Source organism: Bermanella marisrubri, assembly GCF_012295615.1.
GTDB classification, from domain to species: domain Bacteria; phylum Pseudomonadota; class Gammaproteobacteria; order Pseudomonadales; family Oceanobacteraceae; genus Bermanella; species Bermanella marisrubri.
The window spans coordinates 2,179,188-2,199,780 of record NZ_CP051183.1; the positions used below are offsets into that span (position 1 = coordinate 2,179,188).

At 42.9% G+C, this 20,593-nt stretch carries 12 protein-coding genes and 1 tRNA gene; 1 reads left to right on the plus strand and 12 read right to left on the minus strand.

Annotation, left to right across the window (positions count from 1 at the left end):
- Positions 1-58 precede the first annotated feature (58 nt).
- From pheS to thrS, 5 genes are all read right to left on the minus strand, one after another.
- Positions 59-1,075, minus strand: coding sequence for a phenylalanine--tRNA ligase subunit alpha (gene pheS / locus HF888_RS10165; RefSeq protein WP_007017212.1), 1,017 nt, complete (start codon positions 1,073-1,075; stop codon positions 59-61).
- 162 nt (positions 1,076-1,237) lie between these two features.
- Positions 1,238-1,591, minus strand: a complete 354-nt coding sequence (gene rplT / locus HF888_RS10170; protein WP_007017213.1) for a 50S ribosomal protein L20 — start codon at positions 1,589-1,591, stop codon at positions 1,238-1,240.
- Between the two features lie 28 nt (positions 1,592-1,619).
- A complete protein-coding gene (gene rpmI / locus HF888_RS10175; protein ID WP_007017214.1) occupies positions 1,620-1,817 on the minus strand; it encodes a 50S ribosomal protein L35 in 198 nt (65 codons plus the stop codon).
- Positions 1,818-2,045: 228 nt separating this feature from the next.
- Positions 2,046-2,591, minus strand: coding sequence for a translation initiation factor IF-3 (infC, locus tag HF888_RS10180; protein WP_133308425.1), 546 nt, complete (start codon positions 2,589-2,591; stop codon positions 2,046-2,048).
- Positions 2,592-2,611: 20 nt separating this feature from the next.
- Positions 2,612-4,528: a threonine--tRNA ligase gene (gene thrS, locus HF888_RS10185; RefSeq protein WP_007017216.1), complete on the minus strand. Its 1,917-nt coding sequence runs from the start codon at positions 4,526-4,528 to the stop codon at positions 2,612-2,614.
- A gap of 309 nt (positions 4,529-4,837) precedes the next feature.
- On the opposite strand from thrS, the gene HF888_RS10190 reads away from it, so the two are divergent.
- Positions 4,838-4,914, plus strand: a tRNA-Val gene (locus HF888_RS10190).
- Between the two features lie 182 nt (positions 4,915-5,096).
- Here the strand turns inward: HF888_RS10190 and HF888_RS10195 are convergent.
- The 7 genes from HF888_RS10195 to HF888_RS16740 all read right to left on the minus strand — a co-directional run bounded on the left by HF888_RS10195 (position 5,097) and on the right by HF888_RS16740 (position 20,582).
- Positions 5,097-5,963 (minus strand): hypothetical protein, encoded by an 867-nt coding sequence (locus HF888_RS10195; RefSeq protein ID WP_007017217.1) that lies wholly within the window; start codon positions 5,961-5,963, stop codon positions 5,097-5,099.
- Between the two features lie 457 nt (positions 5,964-6,420).
- On the minus strand, positions 6,421-7,074 hold the full coding sequence (locus tag HF888_RS10200; protein ID WP_007017218.1) for a hypothetical protein: 654 nt from the start codon (positions 7,072-7,074) through the stop codon (positions 6,421-6,423).
- 2 nt (positions 7,075-7,076) lie between these two features.
- A complete protein-coding gene (locus tag HF888_RS10205; protein ID WP_007017219.1) occupies positions 7,077-9,302 on the minus strand; it encodes a hypothetical protein in 2,226 nt (741 codons plus the stop codon).
- A 128-nt stretch (positions 9,303-9,430) separates the two neighbouring features.
- The gene (locus HF888_RS10210; RefSeq protein ID WP_007017220.1) at positions 9,431-9,865 is read right to left on the minus strand and encodes a hypothetical protein; all 435 of its coding nucleotides are present in this window, start codon (positions 9,863-9,865) and stop codon (positions 9,431-9,433) included.
- Entirely contained in the window at positions 9,855-18,557 is an 8,703-nt protein-coding gene (locus HF888_RS10215; RefSeq protein ID WP_007017221.1) for a two-partner secretion domain-containing protein, read from the minus strand. Before HF888_RS10215 ends, HF888_RS10210 begins: the two co-directional genes overlap by 11 nt.
- Positions 18,558-18,732: 175 nt before the next feature.
- Entirely contained in the window at positions 18,733-20,382 is a 1,650-nt protein-coding gene (locus HF888_RS10220) for a ShlB/FhaC/HecB family hemolysin secretion/activation protein (RefSeq protein ID WP_007017222.1), read from the minus strand.
- A 74-nt stretch (positions 20,383-20,456) separates the two neighbouring features.
- Positions 20,457-20,582, minus strand: coding sequence for a hypothetical protein (locus HF888_RS16740; protein WP_007017223.1), 126 nt, complete (start codon positions 20,580-20,582; stop codon positions 20,457-20,459).
- Positions 20,583-20,593: the final 11 nt, after the last annotated feature.

A 20,593-nucleotide genomic window follows, 5' to 3' on the forward strand; every position in this document is an offset into this window, starting at 1 on the left:
CTCTCTGATGTTCATTTCTAGCGTCACAACTCGACACTCTGCTTTGTTTTAAAATGAACTAATTAAACTGTTCCAAAAACTTAAGATCATTTTCAAAGAACAGACGCAAATCATTCACGCTGTAGCGCAACATAGCCAAACGCTCCACACCCATTCCGAATGCAAAGCCTGAGTATTTTTCAGAATCCACACCTGAGGCTTGGAAAACCTTTGGATGCACCATGCCACAACCCATAACTTCTAACCAACCTGTGTGGGAACAAACACGACAACCGTCGCCGCCACACATAACACATTCCATATCCACTTCAGCACTTGGTTCTGTGAATGGGAAATAAGAAGGACGGAAGCGTACTTTTAATTCTTTCTCGAAAAATACGCGAAGAAACTGTTCTACAGTGCCTTTCAAATCAGCAAAACTTACATTTTCATCAACCACCAAACCTTCAACCTGATGGAACATCGGCGTGTGAGTCACGTCGCTGTCGCAACGATATACGCGACCCGGGCAGATCACGCGAATCGGTGGCTCTTGCGTTTCCATCGTACGAATTTGTACTGGGGATGTATGGGTACGCAATAAAGTCGAAGCATCAAAATAAAAGGTATCATGCATCGCGCGAGCTGGATGGTGCGATGGGATATTCAGCGCTTCAAAGTTATGGAAATCATCTTCTACTTCTGGACCAAACTCGACGTTATAGCCAGCATTTTTGAAGAAGCTTTGCATGCGCTGCAAAGTACGCGTAACTGGGTGCAAACCACCACGCTGCTGGCCGCGACCTGGCAAGGTCACATCAATGCTTTCCGCTGCCAACTTAGCTTCTAACGCAGCATTCTCTAAGTTTTCTTTTTTCTCACGAAGTACCGCTTCAACTTGCTGCTTTGCTTCGTTGATCTTCGCGCCAGCCGCAGGACGTTCTTCTGCGCTTAGCTGACCTAAATTCTTAAGTTGCGCGGTTAACGCACCTTTTTTACCCAAATAATCGACTCGCACTTGATCCAGTGCTTTTACATCTTCGGCCTGCTCTACTTTTTGCAGGGCTTCTGATACCAAATTTTCAAGGTTTTCCAATTTTCCAGCTCCCCAATTGCCCGGTACGTATTTGCATATAAAACACAAACCGCAAATACAAAAATAGGGGAAGGCCGGGTGGGCTCTTCCCCTATTCGAATAAGGCTTTCACCTTAGTCTTATTCAGATGCTAAGCATCTGTTTAAGCGATCTGTCAGCTTATTAAAGCGACGCTTTAGCTTTCTCAACAAGAGCAGCAAAAGCAGCTTTTTCGTTAACGGCTAAATCAGCTAACACCTTACGATCGATTTCGATAGAGGCATTTTTTAGACCGTTAATAAATCGGCTGTAAGACAAACCGTTGATGCGTGCACCAGCGTTGATACGCGCGATCCATAGAGCACGGAACTGACGCTTACGCTGACGACGGTCACGGTATGCATATTGACCAGCTTTAATAACAGCTTGCTTAGCTACGCGGAATACACGTGAACGTGCACCGTAATAACCTTTAGCTTGCTTTAGAACTTTCTTGTGACGACGGCGTGCTACCACACCACGTTTTACACGAGCCATAATGAACTCCTCTTAACCAATAAAAAAATTAAACACCAGGTAGCATACGCTTGATCAACGGTACGTCAGATGCATGTACTTGCAACTGAGGACGTAGCTGACGCTTACGCTTAGTGCTTTTCTTGGTCAAGATGTGTGAACGGTGTGCTTGACGGTGTTTGAAGCCGTTACCAGTCTTCTTGAAGCGCTTTGCAGCGCCACTGTTACTTTTGATTTTATAAGCCATGGCTTTAAATCTCACTCGCATTGGGTTAATAACAGCAGCAGGCGGCCTTTTGGGCTTACGTCTAGTTACAAACGCTATCGCTACGTTGATCGGATATTTTGTGTGCTCACTTAGTACACTAAGCTGCGCGCCAAAATATCCTCTCGCCTTGCGCTAGCGTTCTCACTGACGCCGTAACCCTCAAAAGTACATGGATTACTTTTGAAGAGGCACTTGATACAGGCCTAACTACTTCTTCTTAATGGGGGCTAACACCATGGTTAGCTGACGACCTTCCATCTTAGGACGCAATTCAACGTTAGCCAGATCTTGAAGATCTTCTTCTACACGCTTAAGTAATTGCATACCCAATTCTTGGTGAGCCATCTCACGACCGCGAAAACGTAATGTAATCTTGGCCTTGTCCCCGTGCTCAAGGAACTTAATCAGGTTGCGAAGTTTTACCTGATAGTCCCCTTCCTCAGTACCAGGACGGAATTTAATTTCCTTCACCTGGGTCTGAACTTGCTTCTTCTTAGCAGCGGCTTTGGCTTTCTTCTCTTCATAGAGTTTCTTGCCGTAATCCATGATCTTACATACGATCGGATCGCCGTCTGATATTTGTACTAAATCTAATTCGGCTTCTTGAGCAGCTTCAAGGGCTTCGTTCATGGGCACCACGCCCAACTGTTCCCCATCAGCACTAATTAGTCGGCATTCCCGAGCTTTGATGTTGTCATTAATCGGCGCCTTCTCTTGGCGGCCTCTGTTTCGGTTATCGCGTCTAATCGTTATATCTCCATTTTACTCAAAAATCACTGACCGCGGTTCTGGTTTTCGCTTTCTAACAACTTCGCGAAGTCTTCCAGACTCATGGTACCTAGGTCTTCACCTGAGCGGGTACGTACGGCAACAGCATCCGAAGCCACTTCTTTGTCCCCTGTAACCAACAAATAAGGGACCTTTTGTAAAGTGTGCTCGCGGATTTTAAAGCCGATCTTCTCATTTCTCAAGTCCGAGTCCACTCTAAAGCCCTGTTTGGCGAGGGTTTGCTGCACTTTTTTCACATAATCGGCCTGATTATCGGTAATATTCATGATCATGGCCTGTGTTGGCGCCAACCAAGTTGGCAATGCGCCCGCATAATGCTCAATCAAAATACCGATAAAACGCTCCAAAGAGCCCAAAATCGCGCGGTGAATCATTACTGGTGTCTGGCGATCACCATTCTCATCTACGTATTGCGCCCCAAGACGACCCGGCATTGAGAAATCCAACTGAATCGTACCGCACTGCCAAGCACGATCTAAGCAATCAAACAGTGTAAATTCGATCTTAGGACCGTAAAACGCGCCTTCACCTTCTTGAATTTCATAGTCTAATTCGTTCGCTTTAAGTGCATCAGCCAAACCTTTCTCGGCTTTATCCCAAATTTCGTCGCTACCAATGCGCTTTTCAGGACGAGTAGACAGTTTAACGCTCAGATTCTGGTCGAAACCAAAGTCTTTATACACGTCAAAAACCATCTGAATACATTTAGTCACTTCTTCTAGAATCTGTTCTTCGGTACAGAAAACGTGCGCATCATCCTGAGTAAATGAACGAACACGCATCAAACCGTGTAAAGATCCAGAGGGCTCGTTACGGTGAACAATACCAAATTCCGCCATGCGGTACGGCAAATCACGGTAACTCTTCAGGCCTTGATTGAAGATCTGTAAGTGGCCAGGGCAGTTCATTGGCTTAACCGCGTAGGTACGCTTTTCTGACTCAGTGGCAAAAATATTGTCTTGGTACTTATCCCAGTGACCGGATTTCTCCCACATGGAAACATCCATCACCATTGGTGCACGCACTTCTTCATATTGGTACTCCACCAACTTCTTGCGCATATAGTCTTCAAGAATGTTGTATATGGTCCAACCTTTAGAATGCCAGAACACCATACCTGGCGCTTCTTCTTGCCAATGGAACAGGTCTAGGGCTTTACCCAGTTTACGGTGATCACGTTTCTCTGCTTCTTCTAATCGCTGTAAGTAGGCCTTCAATGCCTTTTTGTCTGCCCATGCCGTACCGTAAATACGCTGCAACATTTTGTTGTCGCTATCGCCGCGCCAGTAAGCACCTGCCACCTTCATCAGTTTAAAGTTCTGACAGAACTTCATGTTCGGTACGTGAGGACCACGACACATGTCAATGTATTCTTCATGGTGATATAACGCAGGCGTACTGTCTTTTGGAATATTCTCATCCAAAATTTCCATCTTATAGCTCTCGCCACGCTTCTCGAATGTGTCGCGAGCGGTTTGCCAAGATACCACCTCTTTAACAACTGGATAGCTGGTTTTTGCCAGCTCATTCATGCGTTTTTCCAGCTGCTTTAATTCTTCTTCATTAATTGGAAAGTCTGCGTCTACGTCGTAGTAAAAGCCATTGTCGATAACCGGACCGATGGCCATCTTGGTTTGTGGCCATAGCTGCTTGATGGCATGACCTAAAAGGTGAGCACAAGAGTGACGCAGGATCTCAAGGCCTTCTTCATCCTTCGCTGTGATAATGCGTAACTGGGCGTCATGTTCGATTTTGTCGCAGGCATCGATAAGTTGACCATCGACTTCACCAGCAATGGTGGCTTTGGCTAAACCAGGGCCAATATCGTTGGCTACATCTAAAACGGATACGGCTTCATCAAAAGCACGTTGAGAGCCATCAGGCAGAGTAATCACAGGCATGTTGTTTCTTCCTATCAGTGGTGAGGCCTACTAAGCCGCACATGGTTTTTGCCGTGCTTTGGGTATTGCTACCCGCCACCTGCTTATGCAAGCGCAATAGTACTTACCAAGTACAGCCACTTGCATCGCCCAGTAGTGAGACACGACGATTTACTACAAATTTCAAAGGGCCAATATTAAAGCAGAAAATCTACGCCAGATAAACGGCCAAGACCCCATAAACATGGTGCTATACAACGAAAATCTTGAGGAATTACCAACACTTAGCTTGCCAAGTGCAATTTTTTAAGTAAAATTGCCCGCACTTGAAGTCGCGTAGCTCAGTTGGTTAGAGCACCACCTTGACATGGTGGGGGTCGTTGGTTCAAATCCAATCGCGACTACCAGAATTTAAAAAGCCCCGCTTGGCTGTGCCAGCGGGGCTTTTTGTTTGCTAGATGGTAGCCGCCACTCGATAGGGCTAGTGAAGCCATATCGAGAAACAAAAAAGAGGACTAGCGTCCTCTATACCACATTTAAAAATAAACCGCTAATTCGCGCTATCCATACTACACCCGAATAGAGAACTTTAGAGCAGTACAGCGCCAGACCAGGTGTCTTTTCCAATACAGGTGGTAGTAGTTTCATTATACTTTTCGACATTTTCATACTCAGATCTGCCCAGTACCTGGCCGGTTTCACCAGCTATTTTAAGCTGATATTTAAATTCTGATGTAGTAGTCGTATTCAAAAACTGATCTTTATCTGAGCCCTGATGCTCAAAGCGATTACTAGATAGACTTACCAAGTTAAACTTAGTCTCCCCTGAGCGCAAATAAAGATCAGCTATATTTACAATCATCCCCAAAGAATAAGACTGCTCTTCTGTACCCGTTTCATGTAAATTAGTGGACTCGCAAGTCTCTCTCCCTTCAATAGAAACACCCAACCAATATTCATTAACTGCCAATCCCAATCGCTCACGATTTGCGTCTGCAACGATTAAGGAGTACTCATACTCAACATCCAGCTGCTCAAGATAAATAGAGACCTCTACACTATAAGTAACACCCTTTTCAGCCTGCAATACTAAAATATCGTTGCCACCACCAATACCAAGGAGATTCAAACCATCTTCATCACCCTCTACATAAACGCGTAAATCCGCTTCCACTGATGACGTTATGAGCTCCATCACAACCAAACCGCTTTTGTCAGGAGAAAAACTGAAGGCATGATCATAACCTTCCTCATAGGAAGAGATCATCATAGAGCCCGTATACTCGTAGTTTAGATACAAAGGATTGCCATCTACCAAATCGTCTGATGTTAGCTCCGGCTCAAGTTCGAGACCTTTGAATTGATCTAAATTAATTAACGTCTCATCCTCTGAGCCACATGCAGCTAATACCAATAGAAAGGTTAAACTGACAAGAATCTTTAATTGCATTTTCATACACATCCATCACTTATATTGAAGCGAAACCTGTAACTATAAGAACCGAAAATAATGAAGTTTAGTTAATTATCTACGAGACTTTTAGATCGTGATTATCGTTTTCTAATTGGCTTGTATCTAAAATGACAAGGCCAATGATGACTTTTTAATCAACACTTGATAAAAGTCGCGGCATAATAACGATTGATCAATTAATGAGCAACAACTAAGTTTAAGAATGGAACCGACATCACACTAAGGTAGAGTAACTACTCAAAAAGAAATAAGCAGCAGGCTTTAATCTACAAGTCAAATCAAAAACAGCATAAGACACATGAAAAAGAAATCACCTCATTTGATCAGATAACATCATAGTTGGACGCGGGCATAATGAAAGCGAAGTGTCTGGATAGTGTGGACAGGACACAAGTACTATCTATCCTCTCTGGTATTTCATACTTGTTACTTCATTGAATCAATCCATCTTAGATATATTCTTTCGATAACAATAAGGAGTCACATCACCATTATCAATATTCAACACATAACGATAATGTCCTGAAGACACAAGAAAAAGATAGTTATCTAAACCACTTTCTAAATCAACTTTCCCATACTCAACAAAACCTTTACATCCAGATTTCTTCTTATTTTTAAATTCTTCACTATTAAGTTCAACCAAGGTACTCGACTCTCTATCCACACAATAAACAACACTGCAATTAAAGACTTTCTCAACAGAAAAACCCCTTTCAAACTCATAGTAATTAAGACCTTCATCGAAATCAGAAATTCTTCCCCCATGATCTTTCGCATAGAGTAATCTATTTGGAAAATAGCCTTTATTGTCGATATAAAAAACCTCTAAAGATTCATATTCACCATTCTCTTGAAAATATTGCTGCTTTTTTCCTCCCCATGAAAAAGATGGAGAAATTTGCCACAGTATTTCTCGCCTAAACTTGCTTATTTTGTAGATATTACACTTATCATCACCCTGAATAGAATTCATAGTATAGAATATATAGTCATCACCTATATCAGCAATAGATAGAATATCTGCACCTTCAGGAAATTCAAATTCATTCCCTCTATTATCTATAAATATTCGCTCATCTATTAATTTCATATTTAATCATCGTTAGTTTGCACTGTATCTTTATGAAAGTCTTTTCTATCTGTTTTTTCTATAATTTTAATCTGTGTCCCATCAGGGTTTTCACTCCATTCATTCTTACCAACAGGACCTAGCAAAGCCGTCTTATCACTATCACCTTTATAACTTGTGATACTAGCTGCTTGACTCTGAGGAGGTAGAGCAAGGGTGTCTTGAATTTGATTTGGCTGCTTTAATGATCCATCACTATTTTTAAAATTACCCGTGGGTGCCAAATAACTCCCCTGAGGCCTTGTGGGATTATTATGCGCTCGAGAAATAACATCCTCTGGCTGACCAGAAGGAACTATTCCTTTTTTAACAATATCATCGTCATTCCATTCTGGGATATAACTATCGCCATATTGCTCACGCCCTAAATCATTAGCTCTTTTACCCGTAATAGCTCCTACTTCTTGAAAACCCATTTCATTCTCAAATTCTTTTTGAATGCCCCTTTGGGTAATTTTCTGATTTAGCCTTTGATTATAATTTTCATTATTTTGACCTATATTTAAATCATTCGAGTGGCTAGCTTCAGGATTTTTTATTCCAGTATCAGTAGCAGAATTCTGCCCTATCATCTCATTATCTACAGAAATATCTGAGCTATTAGGGTCTACACCCTGACGATCTTTCTCCCTTAGCGCCTGAACTACTGGATCCTGATCTAAAGCTGAATGACCAACCTCGTTATCCGAAATAGCCATGTCTGGTTTTGGTCCATGTGAAACATCAGCTTTATTGACCTTAGCGATTATAGCAGCGGGGATTGCTGCCTCACCTGCTACCGAAATCAATGACCGTAATGCTGATGGGTCCATTTCCGCGAGTCGATTCGGGTAGTCTTGGAGCTTTGTAAGAATAGCTGTGGCTATTTCTTGCTTATTCTCGTATGCACTTTCAATTGAAGAAAGGTCTCGCGCAATATTATCAAGTGCTTCTGCTTTAAGGTCTCCACCAAATAAACCTACAGCTCCAATTACATCGGTGGTTTTGTCCACGATAGTAACGGCCGCATCCGTAACATTAATAACAATATCCCCTGCTGCTGCAGCCATAGATAATGCTGTGCCAACACCATCACCTTTGAGATTTGCACTGGCTTGTTGGCTTTTTTCTTGATGATCTCTAACAGCTTTACGAGCGTCTTTAACGAATTCAGGCAGTAACGCATCACCTTTGGTTTTATCTAAGCCTGAGTATTCAACATTGTTTGCAATTATTAATGCGCTATCATTACCTACATGATTGTTGCTTGTAGCCAAGCCATCATTGTGGCCATTAATATCCAGCGCCATAGCAGTGTAATCAACCAGTCCTTCTCCAATATTATGCGCATAGGTTTCACGGTCTTCTTTTGAGTATTGCTGGTTGCTGCCATCACGATCATCCATGGCGTGTGCCATTTCATGACCTGCTGTTTCAACTAACTGCCCATTGTCATCTATGTACGAGTCGTTGATATAGGCATCGCCTGTTTCTTCTGAATAGAAGCCTTGGCGGGTACTGTTCTCATTCGCTGTGACTTTATTGTTATAGCCTTCGGTTTCGTAACCTAGTTCTTGCATTACGGTATGCGTGAGCTGGTTTAAAACGTGTTGTTTCTCTTCTGGGTTTAAATCAGAACTCTGAAGTTTCGCGGCTAATATTGGGTCTTTCGCAATTTCTAATTTAACGGCTTCATAGGTGTTGTTCTGCTTGCCTATTTCACTGTTTAAATCCGTTATACCAATGCGCTCGGTTGTGACCATTCTTTCAACCGCTTCACGCAACATATCTGTTTTCATGAAGTCTTCTGAAATTTTGTCGCGCCCTTCCTCACTAGCTAAGCGATGATCAACCGTTACTTCCGCATCTAAGCCACCTAGCTCATGGTCTTTGGTGATTTCTTGGGCGTTATTGGTGTCGCGGTTTACATCAATATCGGTATCCGCAAGTGCTTTTCCGCCCACCTGTACATTGCCATTACCAATCGTGGCTTTGGTGGTTTGGCGTTTATCGTGACCTGAGTAGTTAGCTCCAACGGTGGTGGTGCTGGTACCTGTGTTGAGGCTAAAGCCCTTGTCGCTGGCGGTGTCGTGGTCTTGGATGTTTTCAACAGTTAGGCTGTTGGCTGTGCTGATATATGAAGCATGCACACTCATATTCGTGATGAGGCTTATCACTATCAAAAGAATATAAGTCAGCGTACGATGCATTCGGTATATCCTATTTTTGCTTTAGTTTTTTACTATTTAACAAGCAAACCCCGCCTAATTTGATCAGATAACATAAAAATTAGGCGGGAAGAATGAAAGCGAAGTGTCTGGACAGTATTGGCAGGGCGCTACATGTCGTCTTTGTCGCGGTCTAACAAAGGGAAATATTTAAAATATCGATCATCAACATCTCTAGAATCAAAGTCTTTTAATCTTGGAAGAAGCTCTTCATTAAAATCCCCATGAATAATGGCCAAGTTTATCAGATCTGTCGCATACAAGGACAGGTACACCTTTTCACTTTTATTTAATACTTTTGATTTATTAATTTTATCTAAAGCCAGCAGTGATAGTTGTTTGATTTTTTCAAAGTCAGACTTGGACAATAGAACCTGAGCCTCTAAAAGCAAGAAATTTATACTTTTGCTTTTAGAAAAGTACAGCGACTTATCTAAGTATTTTAAAGCCTTTTCTTTCATGCCCTTCGATGAACATATCATTGCTTCCTGCCAAAAATACTCAGCGGGAATTAATCTAAAAAACCTAAAAAATTTATTCAGCACTATCTAGTCCTTCTAAAATATTTTTTATACCTGTTAATATTCTATCCCCAGCATCAAAACCAGCCGACTTTGGATCTCGTTTATATTCAGGTTCAGTCCTTTGCTCGGCTCTCTTCAAATCTTCATATAGTTTCAAGTCTTCAGCTTTGTTGTTCTTAGTATATGCACCAGTAATTTCTTGGGCAGAAAGTAGCTTACTTTCAACCAGTTCCTTTTTAGCTTGCAAATCTGTCTCTTGAGCAGTTGAATCAGACGGATTCTTACCATCAAAATCATTTTCTGCATTATAACTGCCGTTTGTCCCTGCACCTATCTGAGTATCGACCGTCTGACCAGATAAATCTATATTTTTCAACTTAAGAACAACTGGCAAAACTGGTGCTACTTCACCCGCCAATTCAATATTATTATTGGATACTGCAGATTCTCGATCACCCTGTAATAAATCTACGAATGCTCTATCCCCTGAGTAGCCTTCTCTAGGATCACTCAATACGCAATCAAGTCCTGCATCAACACAGCCACCAACACCATCGCGTATGACTTGAACCATATCGTCCATAGTTCCTGGATAATCTTCAATTAAACCCTCCCCTATCGAGATTGCACCATTAACAATCCCATCTACGGTTTCACCAACCTGCTGCATAGGTGTCAGCTCAACTGATAACTCGCCATTTTCAGTAGCATATTTACTCATATAGTTATCTTCGCCAGCAGCACCGTCTTCAATCATTCTGGCTTGATTAGCGTTTATATACTGATTTTCTTTGTCTGGAGGTGTCGCGATGAAAGCTCCAACCAAACCACCATTAACGTACGCATCCTTAATAGGAGGTATTTCAGCTGCAATCTCTTTTAACCCTTCTCTTGCTCGATCATTTTCTTGGATATGTGCTTGGTCGGCCCATTCACTATCGACCTGTAACAAGGCTTGTTGAGTTAGCTCCTGCTTGGCTTGGTCTAGTGAAATGTCATGTCTATCTGCATAAGTTTGTGCGTGATCAATAATGGCTTTTGCTTCTGACACATAAAGCTGCCTATGCTCAACTATTGCATTGCCTACTGTGTTGGCTTTTTGTGTACCTGCTTGTACCGCTTGGCTGTTCTTTAGGTTATTGGAGAAGTCGGCACCGCCAGTACTATCAAGGTTACCACCTGCTGCTTGGTTGATGCGGTCGCTGAATTGTTCACCAAAGGCGTTGGCTAAGCTTTCTTGTTGACTATCAGTGTTGGTTCCGAATAAGCCACCGGTTAGGCTGCTGTCTTTGCCTTGGAAGTCTTGGCTTTCCAGCACTTCGTGACCCAGTGTATTGGCCATATCGGTTTTGCTGGCACCATCTCCAGCGTCAACAAAAATATCCCCTGCGTTTGCGTTGTTTTTGTCTACAACAGTGCCGCCTTTTACATCAGTTAGCGCGTTATCACCTAACGAACCACTGGTGGTTTTTTCACCGTCGTATAGATCCACTTCTGATAGGTCTAAACCAAATTTCGCTTGCGCTAGCTGACCTAAGTCTTTAACCGCTTGCGCATACACTTCAGGGTCATCACTTTTTAGACCGGCTAACAGTTCAGCATTTTCGGGATTGCGTACTAAATCATTTTTGAGCTGTGTGGCTTGTGCATTGTTATGCAGAGTTTCGCCAAAGTTCAGCGCATTGAGATTGTCGTCTTCTATAAGCTTGGAGGTTGTACGCGCTATGTCTTGACCGTGTTCCGCTGTATCCTCAAAGTCATTGGCAATATCTTGACGACCTTCCTCACTGGCCAACCTATGATCCACTGTTACTGTGGCGTCCAAGCCACCAAGCTCATGGTTCTTGGTGATTTCTTGGGCGTTGCTGGTGTCGCGGTTTACATCAATATCAGTTTCGGCTAGTTGTTCGCCGCCCACTGTAACGTTGCCATTACCTATAGTGGCTTTGGTGGTTTGACGTTTATCGTGACCGGAATAGTTGGCACCTACGGTGGTGGTGCTGGCGCCTGTGTTTAGGCTAAAGCCTTTGTCACTTGAGGTGTCGTGGTCTTGGATGTTTTCAACAGTTAGGGTGTCCGTTACAAAGTTAAGGTTGCCGTTATCGGCTCCATTTTCATCTTGTGCTGCTATCAAGCCACCTCTTAGTGTGGTGTCTTTGGCTTTGATTGATACATTGCCACCTGTGATGGAGCTTTGCTGGTCGACCCAAGCAGAGCTGGATTCTGATTGTTGTTGGTTGATACCACCTGAGGTTGGTGGTGCAACGCCACCTAAGGACAGGTTTGCTCCTTGGGTTTGGCTATTGGAGGTGGAGGTGTTTTGTAGGCTTTCGACTAATAAGTTTTCAGTTGAAATGTCCACTACGCCTGCATCGACATTGGCGCCGCTTAGGGTGAGGTTTTCACTGTCGCTGCTTAAGCTGCCGGCTACGATTTGTGTATTGGTGTAATACTGGGACTCACTGCTGCTTTCGGTTTTATTGGCACTTAAGCTGCCACTTGGGCCGCCATTGGTGCTATAGCTAGCGCTTTCGGTATGGCTGCTGCTATCGCTGCTGGTTTGTGTGCTGTTTTCACCCGCAAGTAGATTGATATCCTCGGCGTCTAACTGTAATTCTCCGCCAACGGCGACATTTGAGCCTTTTACTTGGATTTCATCTTGGGCTTGCAGTGTTGCGTTGCCGCCTAGGTTTACATTAGAGCCATTCCACGTGCTACTGACTTCTGTGGACGAAGATTCATTGGTTTCTACGCTAGCATTGCCAGTAGCATAAAAACCGCCTGTACCGGTTGTGCCAGCGGCGGTGGCGCCAGCGGAGGCAACAGCTATGGTTGCATTGGTTAAGTTCGCTGTGGCGGCGGCAATATTGGTTTCAAAGTACTTCAGTTCGCTTGCTGGCATTTGGCCGTCTGCGATTTTTTGCTTAGCGTCGTCGTAAGCTTGCTTAGCATCGCGTACAGCATTTTTAGCCGAGTTCAATTCTTCGATCGCTTGTGCTGTATCAACATATGCGTTCTTTACACCCACGCTAACGGTTTTTATTTCTTCTTTCAGCGTTGTTGTGGTTTCAGTGGTATCTTGGCGCCCTGATACCACTATATCTTCTGCTTGAATGTCAGTATCACCTTGCACCGTCACATCACTGCTAACAATATTGACAGCTTTGTCGGTATTTATGTTGAGGTTACCGGCATTCAAACTAGAACCAGACCAAGTGGTCGATGTGGTCGCTTCCGTTGTACTGGTTTTGGTTTCACTCAGGTTGGCTACTGTAATTTCATTTTCACCAACCGAAGGCGCTGATGAGGACACCGTGGTTGTACTTTCGGTTTTGGAATAAGAGCTGCTCTCTTTTGCTGCGTCCATGGTAAAGCTTTGAGCATCAATATTAGCCGTATCCTGCACTGTGGCATTGGAACCGATAACGGCTACATCACCAGCCACATCAACATTCAAGTTCTTAGCCTGTAAATTAGATGCTTGCTGTATGGTTTGCTGGCTGCGCTCACTACTGCTGCTACCGACTTCGATCTCGGCATCCACTGGAATCCCTGCGGTTGCAGCCACAGAGCTGACCATTAGGCTTACACCGCTGGCGATGTCTTTTAATATGCCGCTAAAACCAGAGGATTTTTCATTCCAGCTTTCATTTTTAAGTTCTTGTGTCGTAACCGTGACATTGCCAACTTGCTCCCCTTCTTGGTTAACAAACTGTCCATCTGGACTTAATTGGGCGCTACCGTCCTGTGACTGTGCAATCACATCGTCGCCGATGGTCATGGTTTCTTGGGCGCTTAGATCTGAGCCTTTAACCGTGACGTTACCAGCAGTATTAATATTTAGGTTAGTGCCTGCACTGATACTCGAAGCAATGGCTTCTTGAGTCTTTGCCCCTTTGTTTTGCGAGCTTTGTGTGAAGCTGCCTTTTTTGGTTTTAGTATATTGGTTGAAGCTGTCATTAACGGCTGCGCTTACGAGTAAATCACCGGTCGCGTCTAAATTTACATTTTCGCCAGCTTCAATTGTCGAGCCCACCAAGGCGGTATTGCCACCGGATTGAATTGTGATACTACCATCAGAGTTAATACTGCTTCCCAAGTGCGTCAGTGATTCGTTTATTTCGGTACTGGCTCTTCGAGTACTACCACCAAAACCGGAGCTCTTCGAGGTCTTGTCAACTCGACTAGTATTGAGTGCTGTTTCGGTAGCAAGTAAAACATTCCCCTCGGCGGATAGGTTAACGCCATCTTTGCCGCTAAATTGAGTCCCTTTCGATATAATGTCGTTTTTACTTGATAGTGTTAACACGCCATCAGATGTAAACGCAGAGGCAATTACTTCTTCACTGTGGCTTTGCGTATGCTCTGTATCGCCACCGCCGTAGTTATAAAAGATGTCTTTATCTTCGGTATTCTTAACGGCGAGCAATTGAATGTCGTTGGCATCAATTTCAAGATTACCATCAGATGCGACTTTGGCGCCTTCTGATTTAACGGTTCCTCCCGCTATCATCAACACGGTACCCGCACCAATTTCTGTCGTTTGATGCTGAGTTGAACTGACGTTATAGAAGTTACCACTGATCGCTTCTTCAATGATTTTCGCGGTGGTCATTTCAATGTTATTGACCGCTTCAACTACCAAATCACCTTCTACATTCACGTCACTACCGATAAACTTCACATCGTTTCCAGCCGTGATATTCAACTCTTGAGCGTTAATGGTTGCGGTATCACCGACTAAGCTTTGCTTAAACGTGCTGTTTGCGCCACTGAGATCGACTACCTCTACCTGTGTTTGGTTTATGAAATCACGACCCGCGTTAATGTTTATGCGTGCACTGTCGATTAACCCACTGGCATTGTGGATGTCCCGTTGAGCAACGAGATCCATTTCATTTTTGGAGACTAGTTTGTTGGTGTTTTTAATATCGTTAGCAACCAGCTTCAGTTTGTCTTTAGCTTTTATCACACCTGCATTTGCAATTTCATTGGTCGCCTCTAGGTCAACAGTGTCAGCAGCTATGAGAGCTCCATCCTCACGTAACGATAAGCCCATGGTATCGTTAAAATAGACTTGAGGAACAAGTGCTGTTTTTACTCCATCTTTTGTTTCGAATTGTTTTTCAACCATCCAAACGATGGGCTTATCTAAGGCCTCTATCTGTTCGAGTGTTAGTTCCACACCAATCGATAGGGTTAGGTTTTCTTTCGCAGTAAGAGCATTTTCCATTAGCGCAATATATTGATCCTGAATGCTTTGACTGTCATCAACAAACTGAACACCCGTTAAATCTAATATCTGATCACGTACAAGGTCTTGCTCAAAATAGCCATCACCTAAACGAACAGCATCATTTTCGTTGATGTCTACACCCATGCGTTCAAGCATATAATCAGATGAGATGAAGTTTTGGTATTCGGTAAAGTTTGGATTGGTTTCGATTAGGTAACCGTGATTACCGTTATCCACTTGAGAAAATAATGCGCCATAAGAAAGATCATCTAGATTTGAACCAGCGTTTATTATTTCTGATGTAATAATGTCAGTTGATTTATCAGAAACGTCCTTAGGTGCGTTTATAACGACACTATCGCTCTCGTTTGCTTTATCTGAGGTACCATTTGATATTGTTTCAGCTTTAATGCTCAACTTTTTGTTTGCTGAGATAGTGGACACGACTTTTTTAAAATCTGAATTATTACTACTATCTACGACCTTTGGTGGATGACGTATATCTCTTGGGTTTGAGGGTGCTCGATCTCGTCCTTTTAGGCAGCGTTCAGGCCAGTTACACTTACTGAGAATTACAAAAGTATATTTTCCAGTTTTTTTATCAATTTGCTTTTCTTCAAATTCAAAATTGATCACATCAAAAGATGCAGCATCATTATTTCCTAACGCACTTATTGTGGAATATTCATTTCTTATGGCTCCTTTAATATTTAAATCAATATTATCTCCGGACAATATAAAGGACTCCTGAGACATTTCTTCAATGGTAAATACCTCTCTAGTTGTTATAGAGTTCTCAACCATTTTATGAATATAGCCTCCAGGCAATCGATCCTTTTCTATTAAGTCATAAATATAATTCGGAAAATAATCTTCAAGGTCCGTAGCTATCACATAATTTGTTCTGCGATCTATGTCATAATCATCTACATCTGTAATAAAGACAGTTCTTTTATTAGTTAGCTCACCTGCAGTAATGAATAAGGACCCACTGGTTTCAATAATAGATGACTCATTCAGCAATGTACCATCAACATCAAAACCTGCGGATCCAAAACTATACAGCACCCCACCGTTTCTGTTTCTTAAGTCCCCTAATGTGGTTTTCATTCTTAAGTTTTCATGGGCTAGTACCAGTGCCTTGTCACCATCATTGTCAATCGTCTTAGCGGTTATATCGAGTTTGTTTCCACCCACAAAGCCATAGTTATCCCAATCAGTGGAATTAAATGTCGCTTCTCCATTGACCGCCTTTACGACACCGGTACTCTCGTTATGAAATAGGCCTTGATCTTGATTAAAGTTACCATTGGATTGAATAGCGGCTACTTTGTTGTAAAGACTACCCGTTACGCTCATATCACCGGATGAAACAAGATAGCCTTTTTCATTGTGGTGAGTATTCTTCTGGTTATAAATTCGCTCTGCATCTATGCTTAAGGCTCCTAGAGTCTCTACAATACCGGAGTCATTATAAAAATATCCTTGACTGCTAAGTGAGGCGACTCCTTCACTGAAAATGAGCGCGCCCATTTTGTTATACCAGGTCTGGATTGCGGCGATTGAAAGCGATTCTTTTGCTTGAATTTGAGCATCGACACCCGAGTTCGTTATAGCGTCAGTGGTGATATCAACTTGTGCACCTGCAATTAAACCCGTATTTGAAATAGCACCACTATTATCCATATCAAGCAAACCATTTTCGGTGGCGATAACAGAGCCTAAAGAATTGTTGATTTGGTTCGTTGAAAGCGTCGCATTGCCAACCACTTGCAATGCAGCAAAGTTATTGTTCGAATCAGCACTGTAGTTATTGAAAGCTTGACCAACAAAATCAAAATCCCCATCAGCCGCCAGAATCGCGTTACTATTATTTACGTTATTTTGAGTTGTTAAAGATGTATTGCCAGCACTATAAATAAGAGCGCCTTCGGTATTATTAATATCTGATTCTACGTCGATACTAATACTACTGCCTGCTTGTATCTTTGCTTGGCGACCGTGATTACGGAACTGTTGCGAAGCAATTTGAATACTATCGCCTGCGATTAATGCAGTATTTTCTAATTCAGTGGTTTGAATATTAAGCTGCCCTTCTCTTGCAACGATCGTTGGTAGAGCATCAGTGCTGCCTGCGTTGTCTTGCCCGTTAATGACTGCATTTGAGGTGAGGTTAATATTATTACTGGCCTCTATGCTATTTCGATTAACAATTGATTTGTCGTTTGCGTCAAGATTGACAGTATCACCTGCATAAATGACACCCTCATTCACAATATCGTCATTGGTTACATCAATGCTTAGCTCATTTTTGGCGTGTAATTTTGCCTGATTACCTGCATTGGAAAACAAAGCGGTCGTCACATCAGTATTATTACCTTGAACAAGGCCTGTGTTTGCAAAGCTCTGTGTGTCTATCGTTAGGTTTTGATCAGAGGTAATTGCACCACTATTTTCTAGACGCTCTGATAACGAGATCGCACTACCACCGTCGGCTGATATCAGCTTACCCTTCTCATTGTTTATTAAGCTTTGAGCGGTAAAATCAACTTGGTTTGCGGCAATGGTTCCTGAGTTTGTGATATTCCCGCTTTGATCTAAGGTAAAGTTCGAAGTGGCAATAACATCACCACCCAAGTTCACCCCTAAACCCTGTTCCGTACCAACCAGATGAATTCTATTAGCGTACATGCCGCCGATGGCAGCTACATCGAGTGAGAATTCAGGAGTGCTTGATTCATCCGAAGTAGCTAAGGTGTTTTTTTCGATCTGTTCTAAATCGGTAGATATCGTGTTTTGCCCAGTGACGAGATTAAGTTGATTCGCCCAGAGATCACCATTGATATCAATACTACGCGCCAATATGTCTATCTGCTCAACATTACTGCCGTTAAAACCTAGCTCTCCAATATCAACTTTTCCCTTTGAGACATCAAAGCCGCTAAACTGAGCGCCATCAAACATTAATTGGCCCGTTGTTAATGTCGCACGCGGTGTGTTGATAAATCCGCAACCGTTACACGTGATACCATTTTGGTTTGCGATAACAACTTCTGCTTGCTGACCTGCGACTTCGGTATACCCCAATAGCTGCGATGGATTGGCGCCGATAACTTCATTGAGGATAATGCTTGCCTGCTGCCCCTCTAAACGGCTATTTCCATCGATATAGCCTGCTAGTTGCGTTGCTACTATGTCTGGAGAGTTGTTTAAGATTAAACCTTCTTCACCAACGTTAAACTGATTGTATTCATTGCGAGACACGCCTCCGTCAGAGGGCTTATTAATATTGACAACAGGGATACCGTTTGCCGATTCTTCAAGCGCTACCCCCTTGCCGTTTATCGCTGATACGACACCTTGTGCAACAACAAGATTGGGCAGTGATGCATAAACAATAAGGGTGAATAGCGCTAACGGCTTTTTATAGGCACGAAACAGAGAGAGAACAGGTTTTGTCGAAGATACAGCAGGCATTGATCAGCTTCCATGTGTTCAACCACTGTCAAACCGCGTGTCTGATAGTGGAGGTTTATCAAAGGACGCGGACTTTATAACCTGTTCACATTTCAGTCAATCGCTTACATAATAAACATGATGAGCGTCACATTTAATTAAAGCCATTGCTCTACTTTTTTAAAAATGCAAGACTTTAAAAACTCAAGCTAACACGCCCGGCCAGTGTGCAGCAATTTGACACGCCTTCGGGCTTATAAAAAACTGGCTGAGAAATGGTAAAGTCAAAACCCACACTACTAACCGCACCTTTTACACCAAGGCTTAGACCCGCGAGAATATCGTCTTCGTAATTGCTTGCCCCTTCACCATCGATACCGCCAATATCAAACCCTATGTATAGTGACGTACGGGTTTCTCGTAAGGGGTAGGCTAAATCATTTCTAATTCTCCACCCATCAGCTGCACTCACTGTATTTTTTGATTCGTAACCTCGAACCGTGTATCGACTTCCATTACTGAACCAGTCCAAGGTATACAGTTGAGTATCAGCTTTTTGCAGATAAACCTGAGCGGAATAGTTTAATTTTTGTGCAAATGAAGAAAAGTGTGTATTAATGAGTAAGCTCGCAGTGAAATACCGATAATCAGAACCGATAATGCCGTTTGCATCGTTGCTTTGCTCTGCACCAAACCAATCCAAACCTTGATAAGCTGAAAAGGACATATCATAGACAGCTGCGCTACCGTAATATTTATAGAGCAGTGATAATTTAATATCTGTTAGCCTACGCTTTTGCAGTTTGACTTCTGTGTCGTTTATATAACCTGCGCGACTGCGCTTACGCAGCTCTACATCCGTTGTTAGCTTGCTATTATTGTCTCGATTAACAAGATATTTGGCCGATAGATATTCATCGTGGGAATCCCCACTGCTGACAAAATCCTGAACGGCGCCACTCACTGCTTGAGTATAATCTGAACCGGTAAGGCGTGTAGAAAGCAACCAGTAGCCAATCGGAACCTCCCAACCTAATCGATAGTTATAACTACCATTGGCGCTATCTTGATCTAAATCTCGTCCACCGCCAAAGGATAAACGATCTTGAATGCCTACTAAATTGTCGATGTTCGCAGAAGCGGATAATTGATATTTCCCCGTCGCTTCACTACCGGCATCGTCAATCGCGAGGTTGCCATAAATTCGGTTTCCCTCTTGAACCTTAGCTCGCAGCTTACTCGTTCCCACCTCTTCACCAGGTAATATATCAAACTTGACGCTTTGCGAAGCCAAGCGATTGTATTGCTCAATAGCCTGCTCCATATCTCGAATATTTAACGGTTTTCCATACTCCAACGGAGCAGCGAAGCGCCAAGAATGCTGATACGTATCTGGAAACTCAACGGACGCCAATGCTCCCGAATATACTTTTACACTCAATATTCCTGTAGAGAGGTCCTGCTCAGGAAGCACTGCTCTTGAAGTGACGTAACCTGCTTGCAATAACCGCTTATTCAGCACCTTAAGGTATAGAGAGATACCGTTTCTTCCTAAGCATTGGTTCTCAAACTTTGGAGTAATTCCATCAAATAGGTCACGATGGAATGTCGTGTCTAGCTCTATCGTTTCGATATCAAAACAAGGAGTTTCTTGGGGTGGCGTTGGCACGCTATCTAAATCAGGTGTTGTAATCGGTGGCTGAGTATCGGATAAGCGACGTTCCGCTTCTTGTTGTTCTTGCTTTTCTTTGAGCAAGCGCTCGGTAGGATTTAAATCATTCGCTACCGATGATGTAGATATAAGACTCGAAGTAGCGGCTGCTGCCAAAATCCATTTAAAACTCATAGTCGTCCCGCTGGGGATAATTGTTCAATATTTGGGCGCGGGACTATACCAGTATTTTATTTTATTACCATACTCTAACTATTCTTTATCAACTGATCCTTAAGTTCTTGCAGCTCATGCAGCTCATGCAGCTCATCGCGGAGACGCGCGGCTTCTGTATATTTGAAATCCTTGATGAACTTAAAACGATTAGCGCGCATGATACTATCTC